Here is a 24,417-nt window from a genome sequence, read left to right as displayed (position 1 = left end):
GCACTCGACAGGGTGTGGGAGAGTAAGACACCGCCGACACATACCTTGGTGGGGCGGGGCAGAAGGTGAGGACCTTCTGCCCCGCCCCTTTTTTTCATGCCCCTTTCCGGTGCCCGTTCCTTTCGCAGCCCTTTGTTGAACCTGTCCCTGCCCTCCGGGTGGTCGTGTCGCTCGACAAGGTCACTCCGGTGCCTGAGACTGGGCGGCTGGAGTCCGGGCGGAAGGGGGCACGGGAGTGGACGAGGACGAGCTCCGGTCGTTGCTGGGGACACTCACCCTGGAGGAGAAGGCTCGGCTGCTGACCGGCGCCAACTTCTGGACCCTGCACCCCGTGCCGAAGATCGGCCTGGGCCGACTGGTGCTCTCGGACGGGCCCAACGGCGTTCGCGGCACCACCTGGGACGAACGCGACACCTCGTTGCTCCTGCCCGTGGCCTCAGGCTTGGCGGCCACGTGGGATCGAGACGTGGTGAAGCGGGCCGGGACGCTGTTCGGCGACGAGGCGGTCCGGCGAGGTGTGCACGTCGTGCTCGCACCCACGATCAACCTGCACCGCAGTCCGTTCGGCGGCAGGCACTTCGAGAAGTTCTCCGAGGACCCGCTGCTGACCGGTGTGATCGGCGCGGAGGTCGTCGCGGGCATCCAGTCCCGCGGGGTGGCCGCGACACCGAAGCACTTGGTGGGCAATGAGACCGAGACCGAGCGGCTCACCTACAACGCGGTGATCGACGAGGAGACGCTGCGCGACTACTACCTCGCGCCGTTCCGCCGGATCGTCGACGAGGCGAAGCCGTGGGCGATGATGGCCGCCTACAACTCCGTGAACGGGCGCACGATGACCGAGCACTCGGCTCTGGTCAACGACGTGCTCAAGGGGGAGTGGGGTTTCGACGGCGTGCTGGTCTCGGACTGGTTCGCGACCCGCTCCTGCGCGCCGGCCGCCAACGGGGGACTGGACCTGGCGATGCCCGGCCCGAAGAGCCCGTGGGCCGACGGTGCGCTGGCGACGGCCGTGCAGGACGGCGAGGTCGACGCGTCGGTACTCGACGACAAGGTCCTGCGCCTGTTGCGGCTCGCTGACAGGGTCGGCGCGTTCGGTGCGGACGAGGCCGGGACCTCCGTCGAGAGGCCACCGGAGTCAGCGCGGGCGGTGATCCGCGAGGTGACCGCGCGCGGTTTCGTGCTGCTGCGCAACGAGGGCTCGCTGCTCCCGCTGGACCCCGGAGTCGGGACGGTCGCGGTCATCGGCGAGAACGCCACGTTCCCAGCGGTGCAGGGCGGGGGTTCCTCGCACGTCAGCCCGCCGCACGTGGTGACGCCGCTGGAGGGCCTTCGCGCGGCGCTGCCGAACGCGGAGGTCCGGTACCAGCGCGGTGTGCGGCACCGTCGGCTGCTCGATCCGATCCCGCGCGAACTGCTCGAGGACCCGCAGGGCGAGGGCACCGGTCTGCGCGTGGAGTACCTGGACGCCCACGGCGAGGTCCTCGACACCGAGCTGCGCGGCACCGAGCGCTTGATCTGGCAGCGCGGCGCGATGCCGGAGGGCACCAGGAAGCTCCGGTTGGGCGGGAACCTGCCGGTCGAGGTCGGCGAGCACGTCTTCGGCGTGAGCGGCACCGGGCACTTCCGCGTCGAGGTGTGCGGTCGTGAAGTCCTCGACGGCGACGTGAAGTCCGAGGGCGCGGTCGACGATCCGCTGGGCGACGTGCTCGCGCCACCGGAGCAGCGGTTCACCGTGGTGCTGGTCGCATCCGACCTGGGGCCCCGCGGACGTGCCCGCGTGACAGCGGAGTTCACGCCCCGGGAGGTCGACGCGGACCTGATCTGCGTGGGCCTCGGACACCGGCCGGAGCGCTGGGACGACACGGCGGAACTGGAGGCCGCGCTGCAGGCGGCGCGCGAGAGCGATGTCGCGGTGGTCGTGGTCGGCACCAACGACGAGGTGGAGACCGAGGGACGGGACCGGGCCTCGCTCGACCTGCCAGGACCCCAGGACGAGCTGGTCGCGGCGGTCCTCGCCGCGAACCCCCGCACCGTGGTCGTGGTCAACGCGGGCGGCCCGGTGCTGATGCCGTGGGCGCCGGACGCCCCTGCGGTGCTGTGGACGTGGTTCGGCGGCCAGGAGTACGGCGACGCGCTCGCCGACGTCCTGCTGGGCAGGGAGGAACCGGGCGGCAGGTTGCCGACGACGCTGCCCGCCGCACTGGCGGACGTGCCGGTGCCGCTGCCCGGCGTGCAACCCGTCGACGGGGAACTGCGCTACGAGGAAGGGCCGCTGATCGGCTACCGCGCCTACGCGGAACGCGGTGTCACGCCGGGGTTCTGGTTCGGCCACGGACTCGGCTACTCGACCTGGTCCTACGACGAGGCGAGCCTCGTCGACGGGGCGGTCGCGGTGAAGCTGCGCAACACCGGTGACCGCGCAGGTCGGGAGGTCGTCCAGGTCTACACCGCGGAGCCGTTCCGCTTGGCCGGATTCGCGGTCGTGGCAGCCGAACCCGGCGCCGAGGCGGAGGTGACCGTGGAGGTCGAACCGGGCGAGGGGGACCTGCGGGTCGGTCCCAGCGCCGGAGACCTCCGCCTCGACGTCAGGCGGTGAATCACCGCTTCCCGACGTGCTTCTCCAGGTCGTCGAGCACCAGGTTCGCGGCGATCGGGCCCAGGCCCAGGTACCAGGTGCCGTCAGGCACCTCGATGGCGTGCCCGGAGCGCACCGCGTTGAGCGTGGACCACTGCACCGAGTTCGTCACCTCGCCCATCTGCCGGCGGGCGTTGTCGCCGTAGGCGGCGTAGAAGAGCATGTCGCCGTCGGCCTGCGAGACCTGCTCGCGGCTCAGCTTGCTGAAGGTCGAGTCGCCGAGCTGGTTGTCCGGGCGGTTGAAGCCGGCGTCGGCGAGGATGGTGCCGATGAACGAGCCCTTGCCGTAGAGCCGGATGTCACCGGGGGTGAAGCGCAGCATGCTGACCTTGCGCCCGCCGGCCTGCTTGCCGATCTCGGCGGCGCGGGTCTGGTAGTCGGCCAAGATCCGGTCGGCTTCGGCGCGCTTGCCGAGCGCTTCGGCGTCGAGGAGGAAGTTGTCCTTCCACGTCTTGCCGACGGTCTCCGCGAAGACGGTGGGTGCGATCGCGCTGAGGGCGTCGTAGTGCTCGTCGTCGCGCGTCTTGCTGGACAGGATCAGGTCCGGCTTGAGCGCGGCGATCTTCTCCAGGTTGGGCGAGCCGATGGTGCCCACGACCTCGATGTTTCCGGCCTTCTCGGCCAGGTAGGGCTGCAGCTGGCTGTTGGCGTCGGGCAGCACGGTGGCGATCGGCTTCACGCCGAGCGCGAGGACCGCGTCCAGCTCGCCGGTGTCGAGCACGACGACGCGCTGCGGCTTCTCGGGAACGTTGGTCTGGCCCTTGGCGTGCTGGACGACGCGCGACTGCGAGGGCGCGGGCTGGTCGGACGCGGGCGCGCCGCAAGCGGCGACCCCCAGCGCGAACACGGCTGAGAGCGCCGCGAGGAGTCTGCGATGGCGCAGCATTGAGCACCCAATCTGTCGGATTGCTGTGAAGTTTGGGTAGCCTAACCTGACGCTTCTCGTCGCGACCAGACCCCTGGTTTGTAATAGTGATCATTAGCAGGAGCAACTGTCAGCGCGTGTTCGTCGGCCGTCGGCTCACAGCATCGCCAAGAACATGTGGGCCATCGCCGCCGACAGGGCCAGCTCGACGAGCGACCGGAGCTTCGGTGCCGGGGTGCGCAGCAGGTCTGTCCCGGCGAACCCGGCGGACAGGGCGCAGTAGGCCATCAGCGCCCAGGCGATGAGCGGGACAGCGAAGCCTGGGGCCTCGGCGGCGATGGCCACGGGGGCGTGGTGGTGGCTCGCGGCGACCAGCGTGCCTGCGGCGCTTCCGGACTGCTGCGCGGCGAACATGTAAGCCATCGCCAGCGTTCCGATCGCGTGGTGGAGGTGCGAGCGGGTCCGCCGCCGGGCCGCTTGGACGGCCAGCCAGCACCCGGCGGCCACGAACGGTGCGGCCAGCGCCGGTGAGGGCGTCAGGTGCATCGCGACCATGCCCGCCCCCATCAGCAGCTGCGCGACGTCGACGTGGCAGAGCGGAGTCCGGTTGCGGAGGAGGACTCCGAGCCGCAGCAGGGACGCCAGGGCCGCCGCGACGACCGCTCCGGTCATGACCTGCTCGACCATGGCCCTCCACCGCCTGACGTGGCCTTGCCGTGATCGATTGTTCGTGGCCCCGGGGCCGTCCAGATACCGCCTTGCGTGCGCAGTTGCGGCGCCGGCGGTGACCCGCCGTGTTCGTGTCCGATGTGGACGCCGGTGTGGACAGGCCCCCGTCGCGCGCGGAGCACGGTGCCGTGGACGGCGTGTGGTGGCCGCGGATCCGGGTTGGCCGAGACGTCTCGCCGCGCGGAGCGCTGCTGGTGCGAGTGGGCCTCGGTGGAGGCGCCCAGCGCGACGGCCTGGTTCGCGAGCGGGCACGCTCTCGCGCTTCGTGGATCCGCAGCGCCTGGGTGGCGGAGGGAGCGTCGGGCGCCGTCGCGACCCGCGGCAGCTCAGCTCGAGGCGTTGGGCCGAGCGAGTGACGGCGGTCGATCCCGGCCCGCCCCCGCCCTCCCCGGGCGGGAGGAAGCCGGTGGTTCCGGCGAACGCGGAAAAGCGAAGTGCCTCCGCCCGATGGGCGGAGGCACTTCGTCGAGTGCGCCAACAGGGACTCGAACCCCGAACCCGCTGATTAAGAGTCAGCTGCTCTGCCAGTTGAGCTATTGGCGCTGAACCGTTGTCGGATTGCCCGAGCAACGGGAAAAAGGTTAGCACGCGCCCGGATCGGGCTGCGCAGCAGGTCCTGCCGTGCCCTGGAGCACAATTCTGGATCCGGTGCGGGAAAGGAAAAAGACCCGCCGAGTGGGCGGGCCTTTCATTCGAGTGCGCCAACAGGGACTCGAACCCCGAACCCGCTGATTAAGAGTCAGCTGCTCTGCCAGTTGAGCTATTGGCGCTGGCATCGTCTTCCGGGGTTTCCGCGCGGTCTCCCTGGCGACGTCGAAAAGATTAGCACGGCACCCCCGGGTCCTCCGACAGGGGGTGGCCCCTGCGGCGGAGTGCAACCTCGCGGGCACCCCGCGCGTCCACCGGGTGGTGCGCGGAGCGACCGGGAGGCTTCTGGAGCATGACCCTCCGTATGGGGGCGGTCGCTGCACGCACGGTCGGGTGATTGCGGCACACTGATCGTGAGGCGCAAGTGTGCTGTGTGACGGGACGGAAAGTTGCTGATGAGTGAAGGGCGTAACCCGATCGGGGTTCTCTCGCGGGTTGGCCGGCCGACGGTGGGGCTCGTCGTCGGACTGGTGGGGTTGCTGGTCGCCGGGTGCAGCGGCGGGGGTGCCCCAGGCGAGCAGGAGCAGGGACCGCCGGCTCCGGTGGTCCAGTTCGCGCCGCAGAACGGCGCCAAGGACGTGTCGCCCGCGGCGCCGGTGACGGCGAAGGTCAACGGTGGCCGGATCGTGAACGCGACGCTGACGAACGCGGACGGCAAGCAGGTGCCCGGGCAGGTCTCCCCGGACGGTGCGAGCTGGTCGTCGACGGAGAAGGCCGGCTACGGCAAGACCTACACGCTGTCGGTGACCGCGCAGGGCCGAGGTGGCCCGCAGGTCACCCAGCAGTCGACGTTCACCACGGTCGACCCGAAGTCGCAGACCTACGTCTCGATGATCCCGTTGGACGGCGAGACCGTGGGCGTCGGCCAGCCGCTGGTGTTCCGCTTCAGCAAGAAGGCCCCGGCTCCGGACAAGGCGAAGGCCGAAGAGGCGATCAAGGTCGCGACCGAGCCGCACGTGGAGGGTGCCTTCTACTGGTTCAACAGCCGCGAGGTGCACTGGCGGCCGAAGGACTACTGGAAGCCTGGCACGAAGGTCTCCCTCGAGGTCGACGCCTACGGCCGCGAGTTCGGCAAGGGTCTCTGGGGCGAGGAGGACCGCAAGGCCACCATCACCATCGGCGACCGCGTCGTGCTCAAGGCCGACGGCGCGTCGCACCAGATGAGCGTGGAGAAGAACGGCCAGGTGATCCGCACGATGCCGGTGTCGCTGGGCAAGCCGGAGTTCCCGTCGAACAACGGTGTCCACGTGGTCACCGAGCACCACCGCACGAAGTTGATGGACTCGTCGACCTACGGCCTGCCGGTGGAGGCCGGTGGCTACCAGACCGAGGTCGAGTGGGCGGTCCGCATCTCCAACGGCGGCGAGTTCCTGCACGCGGCCCCGTGGTCGGTCGCCGACCAGGGGCACCGCAACGTCAGCCACGGGTGCATCAACATGAGCAACGAGAACGCCGAGTGGATCTTCAACCTGCTCAAGAAGGGCGACGTGGTGGAGATCACCAACTCGGGTGGGCCGAACCTGCGCTCCTGGGACGGCTTCGGGGACTGGCAGATCCCCTGGCCGGAGTGGCAGAAGGGCAACAAGTAGCCGGACCGCGAAGCGGCTGGCGTCGGGCGACCGGCGCCAGCCGCTTCGTGTTGGTCCTGAGCGGCTCCTGTGGAGGCGGAGGAGGAGATCGCGGAGGTCTGACTCCCTCCCGCTCCCGAACGGCTCTCCGGCCGCTGCTGCCGACGTGCGGCCGAGAAGCGAAAAGGCCTGCTCCTCGCGATGAGGAGCAGGCCTTCGACAAGGGTGAGTGACGGGAATCGAACCCGCGACACCTGGGACCACAACCCAGTGCTCTACCGACTGAGCTACACCCACCTCGGCTGCTCGAACCGGACCTCGCGGGCCCCGTCCGGAGCAACGGAAACCATCCTAGCGTGTGCCCGCAGCCGGTTTTCCACCACCTCCGGTTTTCGGGTCCGAGCAGCTCAGCGGCGGTTCAGGACTCCTCGCGGGCCTGGGAGGTCCCGCTGGTCCCACCGGTGTCCCCGAGCAGTTCCGCCGCGACGGCCTGCGCCTGCTCGCTGCTCGGCCCGGGCTGGGGGACGAACGCGGTGCGCCGGTAGTAGGCGAGTTCGCGGATGGATTCGCGGATGTCGGCCAGGGCGCGGTGGGCGAGGCCCTTCTCGGGCTGCGCGTAGTAGATGCGCGGGTACCAGCGCCTGCAGAGCTCCTTGATGGAGGAGACGTCGACCATCCGGTAGTGCAGGTGCTCGTCGAGCCGCGGCATGTCGCGCGCGATGAACCCGCGGTCCGTGGCGATGGAGTTGCCCGCCAGCGGTGCGGAGCGCACGTCGGGCACGTACTGCCGGATGTGGTCCAGGACCCGCTGCTCGGCCTCGGCGAGGGACACCGGGGAGGCGCGGACCTCCTCGGTGAGCCCGGAGTGCTCGTGCATCTCGCGCACGACCTCGGGCATCCCGCTGAGGGCGTCGTCGTCGGCGTGGATGACGATGTCCACGCCCTCCCCGAGGATGTTGAGGTCCGCGTCGGTGACCAGGGCGGCGATCTCGATCAACGCGTCCTTGCCGAGGTCGAGCCCGGTCATTTCGCAGTCGATCCACACTAGACGGTCGTTCACCCGACGCAGCCTAACCCCCGCGACCGCCTGGTCGCGGGGGAGTGCCTGGATCGGAACGTCCTCATCCGTCGAGGTGGCCGCGCAGTTCGGCGGGCACGACCTTGCCAGTGGCGTTGCGCGGCAGTTCGTCGAGGAAGATCACATCGCGGGGAACCGCGAACTTCGACACCCGGCTGCGGACTTGGTCGCGCACCTCGTCGGCGTCCATGGAGCCCTTCTCCCGGGGCACGACGAACGCCGCGAGGCGCTGCCCGAAGTCCGGGTCCTCCACGCCGAGGACGGCCGTCTCGACGACCCCGTCGAGACCGGCGATGGCGTCCTCGGCTTCCTTCGGGTAGACGTTCTCGCCGCCGGAGATGATCATGTCGTCCTCGCGGCCCGCGATGAACAGCCGCCCGGAGTGGTCGAACCGGCCGAGGTCGCCGGTGGACATCAGCCCGCTGCGGCTCTCGCGGCTCTTGCCGTTGGTGTAGCCGTCGAAGAGCATGTCGTTCCCGGCGAAGATGCGGCCGGTCTCGCCCCGGCGCACGGGTTCGCCGTTGTCGTCGAGGATGCGCACCTGGGTGCCGCGCGGCGGGCGGCCGGCCGACGACGGAGCGGCCCGCAGGTCGGCGGGAGTGGCGATGCTCACCCAGGAGACCTCGGTGGAGCCGTAGAGGTTGTAGAGCACCGGGCCGAAGGCGCGCTGGAACCGGGTGGCGAGGTCGCCGGGGAGCGCGGAACCGCTCGCGGCGACGATGCGCAGCGACGAGGTGTCGAACCGCTCGCGCTCCTCAGCGGGCAGGTCGAGGATGCGCTGGAGCATGACGGGCACGCCGATCACGGCGCCGACGCGGTGCCGTTGCACGGTCCGCAGCGTGTCGACGGGGTCGAACTTGCGGCGCAGCACCATGGTGGCGCCCAGGACGGCGGAGAGCTGGAACCCGGCGATGCCCCAGGTGTGGAACAGCGGAGCGCTGAGCAGGACGCGCTCACCGGCGCGCAGCGGGATGCGGGAGAACACCGCCCCCGCGGGGTTGAGGCTCGGTGGGTCGGGGCGGCGGGCGCCCTTGGGCGTTCCGGTGGTGCCCGAGGTGAGCACGATCAACCGGGAGTGCCGCGGAGGCCGGGGGAGCCGCGTGTCGGGCGCGATCGCGATGAGGTGGTCCAGCGTGTCGTGCTCGGTGGGTCCGTCTGCCCAGCCGAGGACGACGTCCAGGTCGCCGGGCAGGTCCTGCAGGTGCCCGGCGAACTCCTCGTCGAGGACGAGCAGGCTGACGTCCTGCTCGGCGAGCACGTCGGCGAGCTGGCGGGTGCTGAGCCCGACGTTGAGCAGCACGACGTCGACGCCGATCTTGGCGGCGGCCACGATGACCTCGACGGGCCCGTGGTGGTTGCGGGTGAGGACGCCGATGCGGGTCTTGCCGGGCACCCGGTCGCGCAACGCCGCGGCGAGGCGGGTCGTCCGGGAGGCGAGCTCGGCGTAGCTCAGCGCTCCTCGCTCGTCGATCACGGCGGGCCGGTCGGGGTGGCGGGCGGCGCCCACGGCGAAACCGAGCGGCAAGGTGATGCCCCAGCGGCGGTAGGCGAGGACGATGCGCACCAGCCTGTCGGGGCGCATCGGCCGCACGACGCCTTGTTTCACCAGCACGAACAAGGTGTGCAGTGCCGGAGCGGCGTGATGGGCGAGAAAACTGGTCACGGACCGCAGAACGCTCACTCGGTCACCCTTCGTTCGTGAAACCTACTCGGGAGTAGATTGTGCCGTGAGCAGTCCTCGCGGCCAAGTCCTCCCGGTCCAGTTTTCCCGATTCGGAGCGCGAGCGGCCGAGGCGGCAGGGCGGTGTACCCGCCGCGCCGTCCTGGCGTGCTACTCGGCGTCGGCCGCGGTCACGACCGCGTCGCGCAAGGCCGCGCGCAGGCGCCCCACCTCCAGCGGTGAGAGCACCGCGGTCTCGCCGGGAGGCGCGACGATCACGACCCGGCCGTGGTTGACGAACACCGACATGTCATGTCGCCGTCCGGCGACGTCGCGGCAGCTGACGTGCCACTGCTGGTTGGGCCCCACAGTCCCAGCCTCCCTGTGCCGTTGCGCCTGGTGCGGTGAAGCTGCGCAGTGCGCGCTTCCTGCTGTGGGACGCGCAGGGGCAGGGCGCATGACGGCACTTCGGCACATCGCGTGGAAGTGCGCGTGGTCGCGCCCGGGCGCGCGTCCCGGCCGCGGCCTGGACGCGACAGGGGCGATCCCCACAACGGAGATCGCCCCTGGGAGGAAGCTGTTAGCCGGTGCCACTCGTCTGGCCCAACCGCGGTCAGACCGGGCGGACCTTCAGCCCCGCGGCCTCGGCGGAGAGCACGACCGCGCCTTCGAAGTCGGCGATCGGCAGCTCGTCGCGCACTAGGCGGTGCGGCGTGTCGGATGCTTCGACCCGGATCCGGCTGGTGGTGACCGACTGCTCGGCCCGGCCTTCGCCGCCGAACTGCACCTCGAGCTGGTCGCCCGACACCGTGGCGGTCAGCCAGCCGCCCTCGACGACCTCCTCGGTGCCGTCGAAGGAGACGGTCAGCCGGCCATCGGCCGGGTTGTCCCCGCGCACCGCGACGTGCGAGAGCGCCACGTCGCGCTTGCCGGACTCCTCGCCGACCAGCGCGATGACGTCCCGGGTGGCCTCCTCGGCCGCATCCGGGCCGGGCTTGGGGGTCAGCACCGGGACGCGCAGCTGCGCGGCCAACCGGTAGGGCTGCCACGAACCGGCGCCGATCAGGTTGACCACCGCGCCGATCGCCACGTCGGTCAGCAACCGGTCACTGCCCGGGGCGGGCGTGACCTCGATCGCCGGCACGTCGCGCCGGGACAGCAGGTCGCGCAGCGCCTTGGCGCGCTGACGGCTGTTGCGGTCGAATCCGCGGGTGATCGCCACGGTCTGCGATCCGGCGGTCGCGGCGGCGGCCTCGGTCAGGTCGGCCAGCGGCGCCCAGATCTGCGCCGGGTCCTGTTCGGGACGCTGCCGGCGCGAGCGCGCGAGGCGTGGGGCATCGGTCGTGGTTTCCATCGCCCTCCACCCTAATCCGTGACGAAGGGTCGCCTTGCCTTCTGGTGGGGGCTTTCACGGTGTGAAATCGGTCGCGTTCGCGCGGTAGCGCAGGCACGGGACCCCTTCTTCCGGGGCCGTCCGTTGCGCCGTTCGCCGTACCCTTCGCGCTCCCCTCCCACAGCGGGTCCGGGTCCTGCGGGGCCGGTGGTCGCGTGGACCGCGTGCACCGCGCGGACCGCACGGCTTGCCCGCAGAGGTAGGTTGGGTGCCAGTGACGCGGGGTGCCCCCGGCTGGGGGCTGAGAACAGACCCGTTGAACCTGACCTAGCTCGTACTAGCGGAGGGACGTCATGGCCCCCAACGTGCTGACCATCGCCGGAACGGACCCGAGCGGTGGTGCCGGTGTCCAGGCCGACCTCAAGGCCTTCTCGGCCAACGGCGCCTACGGCATGTCGGTGATCACCGCGCTGGTCGCGCAGACGACCACCGGCGTGAGCCGGGTGCAGGAGGTCCCGCCGGACTTCATCACCGACCAGCTGGTGACGTTGCTCGACGACGTCCGGGTGGACGCGGTCAAGATCGGCATGCTCGCCAACGCCGAGGTCATCCGCGCGGTCACGGCGGTGCTGGAGCGCTACTGCCCGCCGTTCGTCGTGCTGGACCCGGTCATGGTCGCCAAGAGCGGTGACCGGCTGCTGGCCCCGGAGGCCGTCGGCGCGCTGCGCGACGAGCTGCTGCCGCGGGTGGACCTGATCACGCCGAACCTGCCGGAGGCGGCCGACCTCCTGGGCGAGGGCGAGATCGCCAGTCCCGACCAGATGCCCGCGCAGGCCGAGCGGCTCGCCGCGCTGGGCGCCAAGCAGGTGCTGCTCAAGGGCGGCCACCTCAGCGGTGAGTCGAGCGTCGACCTGCTCCACGGCGACGGGGTCTCCGAGTTCCTCAGCACCGAGCGGGTGGTCACCACCAACGACCACGGCACCGGGTGCACCCTCTCCGCCGCGATCGCCGCGCTGCGCCCGCAACGCGCCGACTGGCTGGAGGCGGTCTGCGAGGCCAAGCAGTACCTCACCGACGCGCTCCGCGCTTCCGAGCGCTTGGACGTCGGCCGCGGCCACGGTCCCGTGCACCACTTCCACCGCTGGTGGTGAGCGGCAGGCGTTCCTGCCTGGCGAAACCCTGATCACCGACCGCCCGGACGGGAGCCGTCCGGACGACCTTCCTGCGAGGGATCCCCATGACGTCCTTGCCCGCACCGCCTGCCGGAGAGTTCTGCGCCGAGGCGTGGAAGCGCACCGCCCGGCTGCAGCAGGCGATCGTCGACCACCCGTTCAACGCGGCGCTGGCCGACGGCAGCCTCGATCGCGACGTGTTCGCCTTCTACATCGTCCAGGACGCGCGCTACCTGGTCGGCTTCGCGCAGGCGCTGTCGGCCGCCGCGGCGCGGGCTGACGATGCCGCCGACGCGGCGTTCCTGGCGGGTGCCGCGCAGGCGGCGCTCGTGGAGGAGCGGCGGCTGCACGCCGGCTACGTCGAGGCGTTCGGCCTCGCCGACGACGAGATCGCCGGGATCGACACCTCGCCGACGTGCCTGGGTTACACGTCCTACCTGCGCGCCTGCGCGCTGACCGAGTCCTACCCGGTGCTGCTGGCCGCGGTCCTGCCGTGCTTCTGGGTCTACCAGCACGTCGGCAGCACGATCCTGCGCGCCACCGGCGACGTCGAGGGGCACCCGTACCAGGCGTGGATCACCACCTACGCCGACGACGAGTTCGCCGAAGCGGTGCTGGCCGCTCGCGAGCTCACCGACAAGGTCGCGGCGCGCGCGGACGAGGGGACGAGGGAGCAGATGTTCGCCGCGTTCAGCCGGGCGACCGAGTACGAGTGGCTGTTCTGGAACAGCGCCTGGACCAAGGAAACGTGGCCGACCGCGAAGTTCCTGGACTGACACGGTTTTCGCGTCTCACGGACGCCGAAGTCGGCTCGTCGCGAGCGCCGCTCCGTCAGCCGTTCCGCGTTACTCCGAAGCGTGAGCCACAATGTGATGTGCGACACAATCTTGAGGTGTTAACGAAGTGGTCCGCACAACGACATGCTGGGCGAAGGCCCTCTTCGAGCTGGGGTTTCAGCAGTGGGTTTTCCTAGTCGTGGATGGAGTTGTGGGGCAGTGAGTTCTCTCCTGATCGTGTTCATCGGCATGTCGGTTCCGATCATGGCGGCTGCGCCCTTCTACATCGCCGACCGGCGCGGGGGCGCACGCGAGACCTCCGGGGGCGCGCAGCTGCAGCCGGGGATCACCGAGGCGCCCCGGATCTGGCCGCCGGCGCAGGGCGAGCCCGCCCGTGAGGTCCCCGAGGCCCGCACGCCGGAGGAGTCCAACGCGCTCGCCGACACCGTGCGGATCGAGAAGGACCGGGTCGCTCAGCCGTAGATCGACTTGGCCAAAGAGGCCTTGCCCTGCTGGAGCTCGCGCAGGCCGGGCGTGCTGAACCCGCCACCGCTCGGGCTCGCCGGGATCTGCAGGCCCTCGCTCAGCTGCCAGCCCGAACCGCGCTCGATCAACGACCGGTGCTTGTTGGTGTAGTAGCCGGAGTTGATCGACACCGCGACGCCGCTGGCGCCGGCGGCCGCGGCCAGCAAGTGCAGGTGGAAGCGCGTCGACAGCCACCGCTGACCGGGCTTGGCGGGCAAGCCGTCGCGCATGATCTCGTCGAAGGCGTGGAACCGGGCACCGGGCAGGTCGTGCTCGACCAGGGCGAAGACCTCGCGGTCGGCGCGCGGGATCCCCTCGACGAAGGCCACCTGCTCCGGCTCGACCTGCCACGCGCGCAGGGTGTCCAGCAGGAACCCGGCCAGCGCGGGCACGGTCTCGTCGAGCAGGTCCGACTGCATGCAGATCATGACGTCGCGGACGTCGTCGTCACCGGTGCGGAAGAGCCCGGGCTCGATGCCGAAGAACATGTCGTCGCCCGTGGACGACGGGTTGACCAGCAGCGACGCCGACGGGTCGTCGCGGACGTCGACGACCTCGAACTGGTCGGCCAGGCTGCGCAGCAGCGGTTCGGTTCCTGCGGCGATGGGGGAGAGGCCTTGCCCGGTCATCACCGCACGTCCGCCGGAGCGGTGCCGGGCCGCGGCGGTGGCCGCGAGCAGACCGACGTGCCGAGGCCAGATGCCGTTGATGAAGCCGCCGCCGATGACGTGGAACAGGTCCATCTGCGAGGCGAGCTCGATCCCGGCCACCCAGCGCGGGGCGAGGCCGGGGTTGTGGATGGCGTGCTGGACGAACGCCGCCACCGCCCACGGCTCGTCTTCGGGAGCTTCCCAGCACAGCCGCCAGAACGTGTCGGTGAAGTGCACGCGGGGGTGCATGCCGGAGAGCAGCACCGAGCTGGGTCCCGGGTTGGGGCAGTCCAGCCAGACCTCGCTGTCGGGGGCGACCTTCGCCAAGTGCTTGAGCCACGCCGCGGCGATGAGCTCATCACCGTAGTTGGGGTGTCCGGTCGTGCCGACCAGGTAGATCCGCCGGGGTGTGTTCACCAGGGTGGCTCCAGCCGTAGGTTGCGAGGTTCGCTCACGAACCTAGCAACCTGCGGAGCACCCCGTCCTTCGACCGGGTCTGGTGGCGGGCTCAGCCGGTCTTGCTGAGCTCCGAGCGGATGCGCTCCAGCCGCCGCTTGGAGCGGTTGAACTTCGCCTGGTAGCGGGCTTCGAAGATGTCGGTGGGCAGTTCCGGCATCGGCATCGGCTCGATCTGCGGACGCGGCGCGATGACCTCGACCTTCACCGGCTGCGTCGCCTCACCGTCGTTCTCGCCCTCGGTCTCGGTCTTCTCGCTGTCGGCCTTCGCCTCCGGTTCGGACCCGGTCTTGGCGGACCGCGGCCCGATCTTCGCCGGGGACGCGCCGGGGACCGCCGCGTGCCTGCCGCGCGGGCCCGTCTGCTGCGACTGGGCAGCCATCCTCTTGGCGCGGTGGAGCAGCGGCACGAACACCAGCGTCGCCACCGCGAGTCCGCACACGAACATCAGAACCAGCAATTCCACCTGCGGCCTCCGGGTCAGTTCTGCCGCGCACCGGGAGCCGACGCTCCGTTGGTGGTGTGCTGCGGCTCGATGGGGATCGTGTAGGTCTGCACGTCATCGCGCTGCTCGGGCAGCGAGACCTCCTGCAGTCGGTGCTGCTCCGGCTCCACTGCACCGTCGGTCTCGGCGCCCTCACTCCCGGGGCCCTCGGTCCCGGCGCCGTCCTGCTCGGCGCCATCGGTCTGCTCGGCGCTGATCGGGCCCATGCCCCCGTCGGTCTTGGAGCGCAGGTTCGCGGTGGACTCCTCGAGCGCGAGCTTGGCGTGGTCCATGGCCGCGAGCACGGCGGTCCGCAGTTCTTCCATCCGGAGCCGCTCGAGGCGGATCTCCTCCAACGCGTCGAGCCGCAGCTGCTCGGTCTCGGCGTCCCACTCGCCGCACTGCTTGCGGGTCTCGGCGATCAGGGCGTCGGCTTCTTCCTGCGCTTCTTGGACGACCCGCTTGTACTCGTTGCGGACCTCCTGCCGCAGCCGGTACTCGCGGTTGCGCTGTTCGCTGAGCTTCTGCTCGTGTTCGCGCTGCAGCTGAGCGCGGCGGGCCTCGACGTCGTTGACGAGCTCGTTGCACTCCTCGCGGAGCTCGGAGGCGGCCTGCTCGGCTTCGCTGATCAGCGCGCGGGCCTCGGTCTCCGCGGTGCCGCGGATGATCTCGGCTTGTCGTTTGGCCTGATCGCGGAGGGTTTGCACTTCGTCCTCGGCGATCGCGAGCATGTTCTGCACCCGCTGCGACGCGGCGGGGAGCCCGGTGTCGGAGGACTCGATGCTCTTGAGGCGCTGCTCGGCCTGGTCCAGGCTGCGGCGGGTGTCGTCGCAGAGCTTGCGCAAGTCGTTGTTGAGCCGGACGGCTTCGTTGCGATCGATGGTGACCAGGCGCAGCTGGTCCTCCAACACCTCGATGTGCTCGACGACCTGGTTCCGGCTGAAGCCGCGGACCTGGATGTCGAAACCCGGCCGGAGCGGCACGACTGCGTCGGCGTCATCCATGGGTGATCTCCTCTCCGGACGGTAGGCCCATTCGGTGATTCGGAGAGTAGGGCGGATGTTCTGGCAACGCCCAGCGAGACACAACGATCATCACCGGATCAGGTGTTGATCATTAGGGTGGTTCTTCGCTGTCGCGTCCGAGGATGCTGGCACGCCGTTGTCCACAGTGCACCTTCGAGGAGCGCCGAGCTTCGCCTGGTTGACCGGTGGAGTCCGATCTCCGGGACATGGCCTGTCGACATCGGGATCGCTTAGGTTAGGCTCCGCTTACAAACGTGAGCATCCTGGGAGGGAGCGCGGCGTGTCACAGGGAGCCGACCTGGTCGGGCGACAGCACCAACGGGCCTCGGTGCTGCTGCGGCGCTGGCTGGCCGAAACCCACGCGCCGGTCGCCGAAGGGCCGCTGCGGCTGACGATCGGCCCGTTGTCGTTGCAGGTCGACGTCGTCTACGACTCGCCGACCGGCGCGCACGGGTTCGGCTCGATCAGCGTGCTCGACGCCGAGGGGCGGGCGCTGGTTCCGGCTGACCCGGCAGTGCTGGCGGCCGCGTGCTCGGCCGACGCCCGGGCGCGGTCGCGGGCGGAGGCGCCGATCAACGCGCCGGAGTCGGGGACCCTCGTCGACTGGCTGCTCACCGCGCTGCCGCGCCGCGAGGTCGACCCGCTGCCGTTGCCGGACGACCTGGTGACCGTGGGGCGCTCGCTGTCCAACGCCGCGGAGGCCCAGCGCTGGCTGACCCGGCACGTCGAGGAGCGGTTGATGCCGGGGGTCCTCGCCTTCGACGGTCAGGACCGCGCCGGGTTCACCGCTCGGCTGCTCAGCCGGGGTGTGCTGGTGGTCGTCGGCCTGCTGGGCCGGCGGGGCGTGGTGCACGAGGAGTTCCTGCTGGCCGAGCTGGCCAAGCGGCTGGGCGCGATCGCCGAGGAGCACCCGCAGTCCTCCAGCCTGGTCGAGCACTGGCTGACCAGCCCGACGCTCACCGACCTCGCCGCGCTCAACGGGTCGCCGTTGCGCTACCGGGACGAGACCGGTGCGGTGCAGGTGCAGCCGGTCTTCTTCGAACGCCGCAACCCGCTGCGCGCCGAAGAGCCCGCCGGGGTCCCCGGAGTGCCGCTGCCGGAGCTGGGCGACGGCTGGTCCCTGCGCCCGGTGACGATCACCGGCGAGGACGGCGGTCCGGACGTCGATCTGGTGCACCGCTGGATGAACCGGGAGCACGTGGCGGTCAACTGGGAGCAGGACTGGTCGCTGGGGCGGTGGCACGACGAGCTCGCCACGCAGCTGGCCGGCGCGCACTCGGTGCCGTGCATCGTGTCCCGCGACGGCCGTGACGTCGGCTACCTGGAGCTCTACCGCGTGCAGCGGGACAACCTGGGGTCCTGCTACCCGCACGCGCCGCACGACCTGGGCGCGCACATCGCCATCGGTGAGCCGGACGCGATCGGCAAGGGTCTGGGCTCGTCGCTGCTCGGCGCGGTCGCGCGGGGATTGCTGGCCGCCGACCCGGCCTGCCGGAACGTCGTGGCGGAGCCGAACGTCCACAACGGAGCTTCGGTGGGCGCGTTCGGCAAGGCCGGCTTCGCGCAGGTGGGCGAGGTCGGTTTGCCGAACAAGAACTCCGCCCTGATGGTGTTCACACGCCAGGGTGAGTAGCCCCACGTCAGGCGGTCCGGCGTGCGGCTGTACGCCAGATCGGACTGAAGCTAAGGTTAGCCTTACCTTGACTTGTTGATCGTGGGGAGAGCGATGCCGTCGCGAGCTGACCAGTTGCCGCTGTCCGCGGCGCAGGCGGGGATCTGGTTCGCCCAGCAACTCGACCAGGCCAACCCGATCTTCAACACCGCTGAGCGCGTGGAGGTCGAGGCGGAGCTCGACCCGGAGCTGTTCGCCGACGCCCTGCGCGTGGTGGTCGCCGAGGCGGAGACGCTGCGGATGCGGGTGGTCGACGACGGCGACGGCCCGCAGCAGGTCATCGACGAGCTCGACGCCGTCCAGCTGCCGGTGCTGGACTTCTCCCGCGAAGCCGACCCGGCGGCCCGGGCCGAGGAGTGGATCCGGGCCGACCTCAACGCACCGGTCGACCCGGCCCGCTCGCAGGACGACGGTGGCCGGCTGTGGACCGCGGCGCTGTGCAAGCTGGGGGAGCGACGCTGGTGGTGGTACCAGCGCGTCCACCACGTGGCCGTCGACGGCTACGGCTTGTCGATCGTCCTCCGGCGGGTCGCCGAGGTCTACAGCGCGCTCGCCGCAGGGGAGGAGCCGGGTCCGTCGCCCTTCGAGGGCGTGGCCGCGCTGGTCGAGGACGAGCAGAAGTACCTCGCCTCCCCGAAGGCCGAGAAGGACGCGGCCTACTGGCGCGAGCTTTTCGCCGACCAGCCCGACGTGGTCACGCTCAGCGAGCGCTCGCACCCGACCGCGCGCACCTTCCACCGGCAGGTGGACAGCACCTCCTCGCTCGACGCGCTGGGTGCGGCTGCCGAGGAAGCGCGCACCCTCTGGCCGGACGCGCTCATCGCCGCCTTCGGCGCCTACCTGCACCGGATGACCGGCTCCTCGGACGTGGTGCTCGGCCTGCCGGTGATGGGCCGGATGGGGTCGGTCGCGCTGCGCGTGCCCGGCATGGTCGTCAACGTGCTGCCGCTGCGGCTGCGCGTCGAGCCCGGCACCACCCGCGACGAGCTGATCGTTCACGCCGCCCAGGCCGTGCGCGACCTGCGCAAGCACCAGCGCTACCGCAGCGAGCGGCTGCGCCGGGACCTGCGACTGCTGGGCTCGGACCGGGCGCTGTTCGGTCCGATGCTCAACATCAAGTCCTTCGACTACGACCTCGACTTCGCCGGTGCGCGCGGGACCGTGCACAACGTGGCCGCCGGGCCCGTCGACGACCTCAGCGTGCTGGTCCGCACCGAAGGCGACGAGCTGTGCTTCGAGTTCGACGCCAACCCGGACCGCTACACCGCCGACGAGCTCACCGCGCACCGCGAGCGCTTCCTGCGGTTCCTCGACGCCTTCGCCCGGTCCGGTGGTGACATCCCGGTCGGGCGCATCGACCTGCTCACCCCGGACGAGCGCGCGAAGGTCGTCGACGAGTGGAACGCGCCGGTGCCCGGCTTCGTCGAAGCCGAGCCCGCCACGCTGCCGCAGCTGTTCGAGGAGCAGGCGCAGCGCACGCCCGAGTCGGTCGCGGTGACCTTCGAAGGCACCTCGTTGACCTACTCCGAGCTGGACGCCCGGGCCAACCAGCTCGCGCACCACCTCATCGACCACGGCATCGGCCCCGAGCAGCTGGTGGCGCTCGCGCTGCCGCGCTCCACCGAGCTCGTCGTGTCGCTGCTCGCCGTGCTCAAGGCCGGAGCGGCCTACCTGCCGCTGGACCCCGGGCACCCGGCCGAGCGCATCGCGTACGTCGTCGGCGACGCGCAGCCGACCATGCTCATCAGCGACCGCGAGCACGCCGACCGGTTGCCCGAGGGCATCACCCGGGTGCTGCTCGACGACGAGAACGAGATAGCCGAGATCGTGCGGCACTCGCCGCGCAACCCGAAGCCCGGTGAGCGCGGCCCGCTGACCAGCGAACACGCCGCCTACGTCATCTACACCTCCGGGTCCACGGGCCGGCCCAAGGGCGTGTCCATCCCGCACCAGAACGTGGTGCGGCTGTTCACCGCCACCCGGCCGTGGTTCGGCTTCACCGGCGAGGACGTGTGGACGCTGTTCCACTCCTACGCCTTCGACTTCTCGGTGTGGGAGCTGTGGGGAGCGCTGCTGCACGGCGGCAGGCTCGTCGTGGTGCCGCACGAGGTGACCCGGTCGCCGCAGGAGTTCCTCGACCTGCTAGCACGCGAGCAGGTCACCGTGCTCAACCAGACGCCTTCGGCGTTCTACCAGCTCAGCCACGCCGACCGGGAGAACCCGGGCGCTGAACTCGCGCTGCGCTACGTCATCTTCGGCGGCGAGGCGCTGGAACTGTCCAGGTTGGACGACTGGTACCAGCGGCACCCCGTGTCGCCGAAGCTGATCAACATGTACGGGATCACCGAGACCACCGTGCACGTGTCCTACGTGGAGCTCGACGCCGACCTCGTGGCGCGCCGCGACGGCAGCGTCATCGGGCGCGGCATCCCGGACTTGCGGGTCTACTTGCTGGACTCGCAGCTGCAGCCGGTCCCTCCCGGCGTCACCGGTGAGCTGTACGTGGCCGGCGAAGGCCTGGCGCGCGGATACCTCGGTCGTCGCGGGCTCACCGCGCAGCGCTTCGTCGCCGACCCCTTCGGCGAGCCCGGCACGCGGATGTACCGCTCCGGGGACCTCGGGCGCTGGCGCGAGGACGGCTCGATCGAGTTCCTGGGACGCGCCGACCAGCAGGTCAAGGTGCGCGGCTTCCGCATCGAACTCGGCGAGGTGGAGGCGAACCTGGCCGCGCACCCGCAGGTGCGGCAGGCCGCGGTCGTGCTGCGCGAGGACGTCCCCGGCGACGAGCGGCTGGTCGGCTACGCCGTCGGCGACGCCGACCCGGCCGAGCTGCGCGCCCACCTGGCCGACCGGCTGCCCTCCTACATGGTCCCGGCCGCGTTCGTCGCGGTCGAGGAGATCCCGTTGACCGCCAACGGCAAGCTCGACACCGCGGCGTTGCCCGCACCCGAGGTCGCCGGCGGCGGCAGGCAGCCGCGCACGGAGGCCGAGCAGGTGCTGTGCCGGTTGTTCGGCGAGGTGCTCGGTGTCGAGCAGGTCGGCATCGACGACGGGTTCTTCGAGCTCGGCGGCCATTCGCTGCTGGCCACCAAGCTGCTGGCCCGGGTGCGCACCGAGCTCGGTGCCGAGCTCGGCATCCGGACCCTGTTCGACCACCCGACGGTCGCGGAACTGGCCGTGCGACTGCGGACCGCCGGCGACGGCAGGCCGGAGCTGCGGCCGGTGCCGCGTCCGGAGGAGGTCCCGCTGTCGTACGGGCAGCAGCGGCTCTGGTTCCTCAACCGGCTCGAAGGGCCCAGCGCCACCTACAACATGCCGCTGGTGCTGCGGCTTTCCGGCGAGCCCCAGGTGGCCGCGCTGCGCGCCGCGATCGGTGACGTCGTCGGCCGCCACGAGAGCCTGCGGACGACGTTCCCCGACACCCTCGGCGAACCGCGCCAGCACGTCGGGGACCAGGTGCCGGAGCTGACCGTCCACGAGGTGTCCGATGTGGACTTCGCGCTGGCCGAGGCGGCGCAGCAGGGCTTCGACCTGGCCACCGAACCACCGATCCGCACCGGTCTGTTCCGCGACGACGAGCAGACCGCGCTGCTGGTGCTGCTGCACCACGTCGCCGGGGACGAGTGGTCGGTGCGCCCGCTGGTGCACGACCTCTCCACCGCTTACGCCGCCCGGTTGCGAGGACGGGCTCCGGAGTGGGAGCCGCTGCCGGTGCAGTACGTGGACTACGCGCTGTGGCAGCGCGAACTGCTCCGCGAAGAGGACCACCCGGACGGGCTGGCCGCCCGGCAGCTGGCGTTCTGGAAGCAGGCGCTCGCCGGCCTCCCGGAGCAGCTGGAGCTGCCCACCGACTTCCCCCGCCCGGCCGTGTCGAGCCACCGCGGTGGATCCGTGCGCTTCGAGCTGGACGCCGAGCTGCACCGGAGGATCCGCGACCTGGCGGCCGAGCACCAGGCGAGCGCGTTCATGGTGCTGCAGACCGCGCTCGCCGCGCTGCTGACCAGGATGGGTGCGGGCACCGACATCCCCATCGGCTCGCCGGTCGCCGGACGCGGTGACGACCGGCTCGACGACCTCGTCGGGTTCTTCGTCAACAGCCTCGTGCTGCGCACCGACACCTCAGGCGACCCGACGTTCGCCGAGCTGCTGGAACGGGTGCGCCAGACAGACCTCGCGGCCTTCGACAACGCCGACCTGCCGTTCGAGAAGCTCGCCGAACTCCTCAACCCGGCGCGGTCGCTGGCGCGCCACCCGTTGTTCCAGGTGCTGCTGGCCTACTGGGGTGCCGGCGAGGTGGTGCGCGCCGACCTGCCCGGGCTCGAGGCCACTGTGGACACGATCCCGTCGGGATCGGCGAAGTTCGACCTGGCCTTCAGCCTCGAGGAGACCGCGGACGGCGGGGTGCGCGGACTCGTGCAGCACAGCAGCGACCTGTTCACCGAGCGGACGGTGGCATCGTTGGTCGACAGGTTCGTGGTGCTGCTCGAATCCGCCGTGGCCGCACCGGACACGCCCCTCGGCCAGTTGGACGTGCTCGGGGAAGGAACCCGCGAGCAGGTCCTGGACTGGGGTGACGCCACCGGCGGTGTGGAGCCGGCGGGAACCTTCCCGCAGCTCTTCGCCGAGCGCGCCGCGGCCACCCCGGACAAGCCGGCGCTGGTCTTCGAAGGCACGGAACTCACCTACCGGCAGGTGCGCGAACGCGTCCTCGCCCAGGCGGAACTGCTGGTGGAACGCGGTGCCGGACCCGGCGACATCGTCGGCGTGATGCTGCCGCGCTCGGCCGAGCTGATCATCGGGCTGCTCGCCGCCATGCACGCCGGAGCCGCCTACCTCGCGCTCGACCCCGAGTACCCGCGAGAGCGCCTGCGGCACATGGTCGAGGACGCCCAGCCGCGCCTGGTGATCACCGACGACCTCGACGCGGACCTCCCGGCGACGCTGGTGCACCACGCCGAACGCGCAGAAGGCCGCCCTCGACTGCCCGAACCGGGGCTCGACGACGCCGCCTACGTCATCTACACCTCCGGGTCGACCGGCACGCCGAAGGGCGTCGTCGTCACCCACGAGGGCATCGGCAAGCTCCTGGCGACCCAGGCCCGGCGGGTCGGCATCACCTCGGACAGCCGCGTGCTGCAGTTCGCCTCGCCGAGCTTCGACGTGGCGTTCTGGGAGCTGTGCCAGGGCCTGCTCGGCGGCGGAACACTCGTCGTGGTGCCCTCCGAGCTGCGGGTCCCCGGTGAGGCGCTGGCCGAGTTCGTGCGCCGCAACGGGATCACGAACCTGGCGATCGGGCCGTCCATGATGGGCATGTTCCCGCCCGACGTGCGGCTGCCGGAGAACGCGACGCTGCTGTGCGGCGCGGAGAAGGTGCCCTCGGACCTGGTGCAGCGCTGGGGCCGCGAGCTGCGGATGCTCAACGCCTACGGCCCGACCGAGGCCACCGTCAACACGACGCTGTGGGACTGCGACCCGGACACCGTGTCGAGCTCGGTGCCGATCGGCGTGCCCGACCCGGGCGCCCGCCTGCACGTGCTCGACGAGCGGCTGCAGCCCTGCCCGCCCGGCGTGGTCGGCGAGCTCTACGTCTCCGGTCTGGGACTGGCCCGCGGTTACCTCCACCGGCCCGGGCTGACCGCGGAGCGCTTCGTCGCCGACCCCTTCGGCGAGCCGGGCGGTCGCATGTACCGCACCGGCGACCTGGTCCGCTGGCGCGCCGACGGGACGCTGGACTTCGGCGGCCGGGCCGACGACCAGGTCAAGATCCGCGGGTTCCGGATCGAGCTCGGCGAGGTCGAAGCGGCGCTGGCCCAGCACGAGGACGTCGTGCAGGTCGCGGCGGTGGTCCGCGAGGACACGCCGGGCGACAAGAGGCTCGTGGCCTACGTCGTCGGCGACTCCGACGCCGCGACGCTGCGCAGGCACGTCGCCGAGGAGCTGCCCGACCACATGGTCCCGGCGGCCGTGGTGTTCGTCGACGCGCTGCCGCTGCTGCCCAACGGCAAGCTCGACCGGCGCGCGCTGCCCGCGCCCGACCTCGCCGAAGCCGTCGGCAACGACATGCCGCGCAACCCGGCCGAGGAGGTCCTGTGCGGGCTGTTCGCGGAAGTTCTCGGGCTGCCCAGAGTGGGGGTCCACGACGGGTTCTTCGACCTGGGCGGGCACTCGCTGCTCGCGGCCAAGCTCATCGGCCGGATCCGCGACGCGCTGGGCACCAAGGTCAACGTCGGCAGCCTGTTCGCCGCGCCCACCGTCGCCGGGCTCGCCGAGCGCCTCCGCACCGGCGGTGACCGCGACGCGCTGGAGATCCTCCTGCCGCTGCGCACCACCGGCAGCAAGCCGCCGCTGTTCTGCGTGCACCCGGCGGCGGGCCTCGCGTGGCCGTTCTCCGGGCTGCTCAAGCACGTCGACGACGAGCGGCCGATCTACGGCGTCCAGTCGCGTGGCCTGGCCGAACCCGCTCCCGTGGCGGGCAGCCTCGCTGAGATGGCGGCCGAGTACCTGGAGCACGTCCGGGCGGTGCAGCCGCACGGGCCGTACCACTTCCTCGGCTGGTCCTTCGGCGGCGTGGTCGCCCACGAGATGGCCACCCAGCTGCAGGACGAGGGCGACGAAGTCCGCTTCCTGTGCATGCTCGACTCCTACCCCAAGGACGTCTGGGACGAGCTGCCCACCGAGGAGGAGGCGCTGCGGGCCCTGCTCCACATGGCCGGTCACGAGCTGTCCCAGCTCCGCCGGGAGACCCTGACCAGGGACCACGTGCTGGAAGTCTTGTCGGCCGAGGGCAGTGCGCTGGCGAACTTGGAGGAGCGCAGCATCACCGCCATCATCGACAACTTCGCCAACTGCGCGGTCCTGGAGAACAGCGCCGACCACGACAAGTTCCGCGGTGACGTGCTGTTCTTCACCGCCACGGTGAACCCGGTGAAGGAATCGTTGAGCAGCGCGATGTGGCAGCCCTACGTGGACGGTGCAGTGGTCGACCACGAGATCGCCTGCGAGCACAAGGACATGACCCAGCCCGGGCCGCTGGCCGAGATCGCCGCGATCGTGCAGCACGCCCTCGACGACACCGAGGGGTGACCCCGCGGTCCTCCGGGCGTCCTTCCCGGAGGTGTGCGGGGAGGTCGGGTCGACG

At 71.0% G+C, this 24,417-nt stretch carries 16 protein-coding genes, 3 tRNA genes and 1 riboswitch; of the genes, 7 read left to right on the top strand and 12 right to left on the bottom strand.

What is annotated here, in order from left to right:
- The first annotated feature begins 235 nt into the window (after positions 1–235).
- Positions 236–2,599: a beta-glucosidase gene (locus EIL87_RS04900; RefSeq protein ID WP_125088929.1), complete on the top strand. Its 2,364-nt coding sequence runs from the start codon at positions 236–238 to the stop codon at positions 2,597–2,599.
- Position 2,600: 1 nt separating this feature from the next.
- Here the strand turns inward: EIL87_RS04900 and EIL87_RS04895 are convergent, their stop codons facing one another.
- The 4 genes from EIL87_RS04895 to EIL87_RS04880 form a co-directional block, all read right to left on the bottom strand.
- Positions 2,601–3,524, bottom strand: coding sequence for an ABC transporter substrate-binding protein (locus EIL87_RS04895; protein ID WP_125088928.1), 924 nt, complete (start codon positions 3,522–3,524; stop codon positions 2,601–2,603).
- Between the two features lie 135 nt (positions 3,525–3,659).
- Positions 3,660–4,190 (bottom strand): DUF5134 domain-containing protein, encoded by a 531-nt coding sequence (locus EIL87_RS04890; RefSeq protein ID WP_125088927.1) that lies wholly within the window; start codon positions 4,188–4,190, stop codon positions 3,660–3,662.
- 512 nt (positions 4,191–4,702) lie between these two features.
- Positions 4,703–4,775: transfer RNA gene (locus EIL87_RS04885), tRNA-Lys, on the bottom strand.
- Between the two features lie 154 nt (positions 4,776–4,929).
- Positions 4,930–5,002, bottom strand: a tRNA-Lys gene (locus tag EIL87_RS04880).
- Between the two features lie 273 nt (positions 5,003–5,275).
- On the opposite strand from EIL87_RS04880, the gene EIL87_RS04875 reads away from it, so the two are divergent.
- Positions 5,276–6,469, top strand: a complete 1,194-nt coding sequence (locus EIL87_RS04875; RefSeq protein ID WP_125088926.1) for a L,D-transpeptidase — start codon at positions 5,276–5,278, stop codon at positions 6,467–6,469.
- A gap of 203 nt (positions 6,470–6,672) precedes the next feature.
- Here the strand turns inward: EIL87_RS04875 and EIL87_RS04870 are convergent.
- From EIL87_RS04870 to EIL87_RS04850, 5 genes are all read right to left on the bottom strand, one after another.
- Positions 6,673–6,745 (bottom strand) — tRNA-His (locus tag EIL87_RS04870).
- Positions 6,746–6,866: 121 nt separating this feature from the next.
- Positions 6,867–7,508 carry an oligoribonuclease gene (gene orn / locus EIL87_RS04865; RefSeq protein WP_125088925.1) on the bottom strand — a complete coding sequence of 214 codons (642 nt, stop codon included), beginning with the start codon at positions 7,506–7,508 and terminating at the stop codon, positions 6,867–6,869.
- A gap of 61 nt (positions 7,509–7,569) precedes the next feature.
- Entirely contained in the window at positions 7,570–9,207 is a 1,638-nt protein-coding gene (locus EIL87_RS04860) for an AMP-binding protein (RefSeq protein ID WP_325049400.1), read from the bottom strand.
- Positions 9,208–9,357: 150 nt separating this feature from the next.
- Entirely contained in the window at positions 9,358–9,555 is a 198-nt protein-coding gene (locus EIL87_RS04855) for a hypothetical protein (RefSeq protein ID WP_125088924.1), read from the bottom strand.
- 244 nt (positions 9,556–9,799) lie between these two features.
- Entirely contained in the window at positions 9,800–10,540 is a 741-nt protein-coding gene (locus EIL87_RS04850; RefSeq protein WP_125088923.1) for a hypothetical protein, read from the bottom strand.
- 249 nt (positions 10,541–10,789) lie between these two features.
- Positions 10,790–10,885, top strand: a riboswitch (TPP riboswitch).
- On the opposite strand from EIL87_RS04850, the gene thiD reads away from it, so the two are divergent.
- From thiD to EIL87_RS04835, 3 genes are all read left to right on the top strand, one after another.
- Entirely contained in the window at positions 10,873–11,670 is a 798-nt protein-coding gene (gene thiD / locus EIL87_RS04845; RefSeq protein ID WP_125088922.1) for a bifunctional hydroxymethylpyrimidine kinase/phosphomethylpyrimidine kinase, read from the top strand. (Overlaps the previous riboswitch by 13 nt.)
- Before the next feature lie 86 nt (positions 11,671–11,756).
- Positions 11,757–12,467, top strand: coding sequence for a thiaminase II (gene tenA, locus EIL87_RS04840; RefSeq protein WP_125088921.1), 711 nt, complete (start codon positions 11,757–11,759; stop codon positions 12,465–12,467).
- Positions 12,468–12,686: 219 nt separating this feature from the next.
- Positions 12,687–12,950, top strand: coding sequence for a hypothetical protein (locus tag EIL87_RS04835; RefSeq protein WP_125088920.1), 264 nt, complete (start codon positions 12,687–12,689; stop codon positions 12,948–12,950).
- Here the strand turns inward: EIL87_RS04835 and EIL87_RS04830 are convergent.
- The 3 genes from EIL87_RS04830 to EIL87_RS04820 all read right to left on the bottom strand — a co-directional run bounded on the left by EIL87_RS04830 (position 12,941) and on the right by EIL87_RS04820 (position 15,586).
- Positions 12,941–14,059: a polysaccharide pyruvyl transferase family protein gene (locus EIL87_RS04830; protein ID WP_199740251.1), complete on the bottom strand. Its 1,119-nt coding sequence runs from the start codon at positions 14,057–14,059 to the stop codon at positions 12,941–12,943. The genes EIL87_RS04835 and EIL87_RS04830 overlap by 10 nt on opposite strands.
- A gap of 91 nt (positions 14,060–14,150) precedes the next feature.
- A complete protein-coding gene (locus tag EIL87_RS04825) occupies positions 14,151–14,564 on the bottom strand; it encodes a hypothetical protein (RefSeq protein ID WP_125088919.1) in 414 nt (137 codons plus the stop codon).
- A gap of 14 nt (positions 14,565–14,578) precedes the next feature.
- A complete protein-coding gene (locus EIL87_RS04820; RefSeq protein ID WP_125088918.1) occupies positions 14,579–15,586 on the bottom strand; it encodes a DivIVA domain-containing protein in 1,008 nt (335 codons plus the stop codon).
- A 301-nt stretch (positions 15,587–15,887) separates the two neighbouring features.
- Here EIL87_RS04820 and EIL87_RS04815 point away from each other — a divergent pair, with 301 nt between their 5' ends.
- On the top strand, positions 15,888–17,240 hold the full coding sequence (locus tag EIL87_RS04815; RefSeq protein ID WP_233576024.1) for a GNAT family N-acetyltransferase: 1,353 nt from the start codon (positions 15,888–15,890) through the stop codon (positions 17,238–17,240).
- Positions 17,241–17,333: 93 nt separating this feature from the next.
- Entirely contained in the window at positions 17,334–24,362 is a 7,029-nt protein-coding gene (locus tag EIL87_RS04810) for an amino acid adenylation domain-containing protein (RefSeq protein WP_125088917.1), read from the top strand.
- The last annotated feature ends 55 nt before the right edge of the window (positions 24,363–24,417 follow it).

This window comes from Saccharopolyspora rhizosphaerae (assembly GCF_003931915.1).
GTDB classification, from domain to species: domain Bacteria; phylum Actinomycetota; class Actinomycetes; order Mycobacteriales; family Pseudonocardiaceae; genus Saccharopolyspora; species Saccharopolyspora rhizosphaerae.
This window is presented reverse-complemented; position numbering and strand designations above follow the sequence as displayed.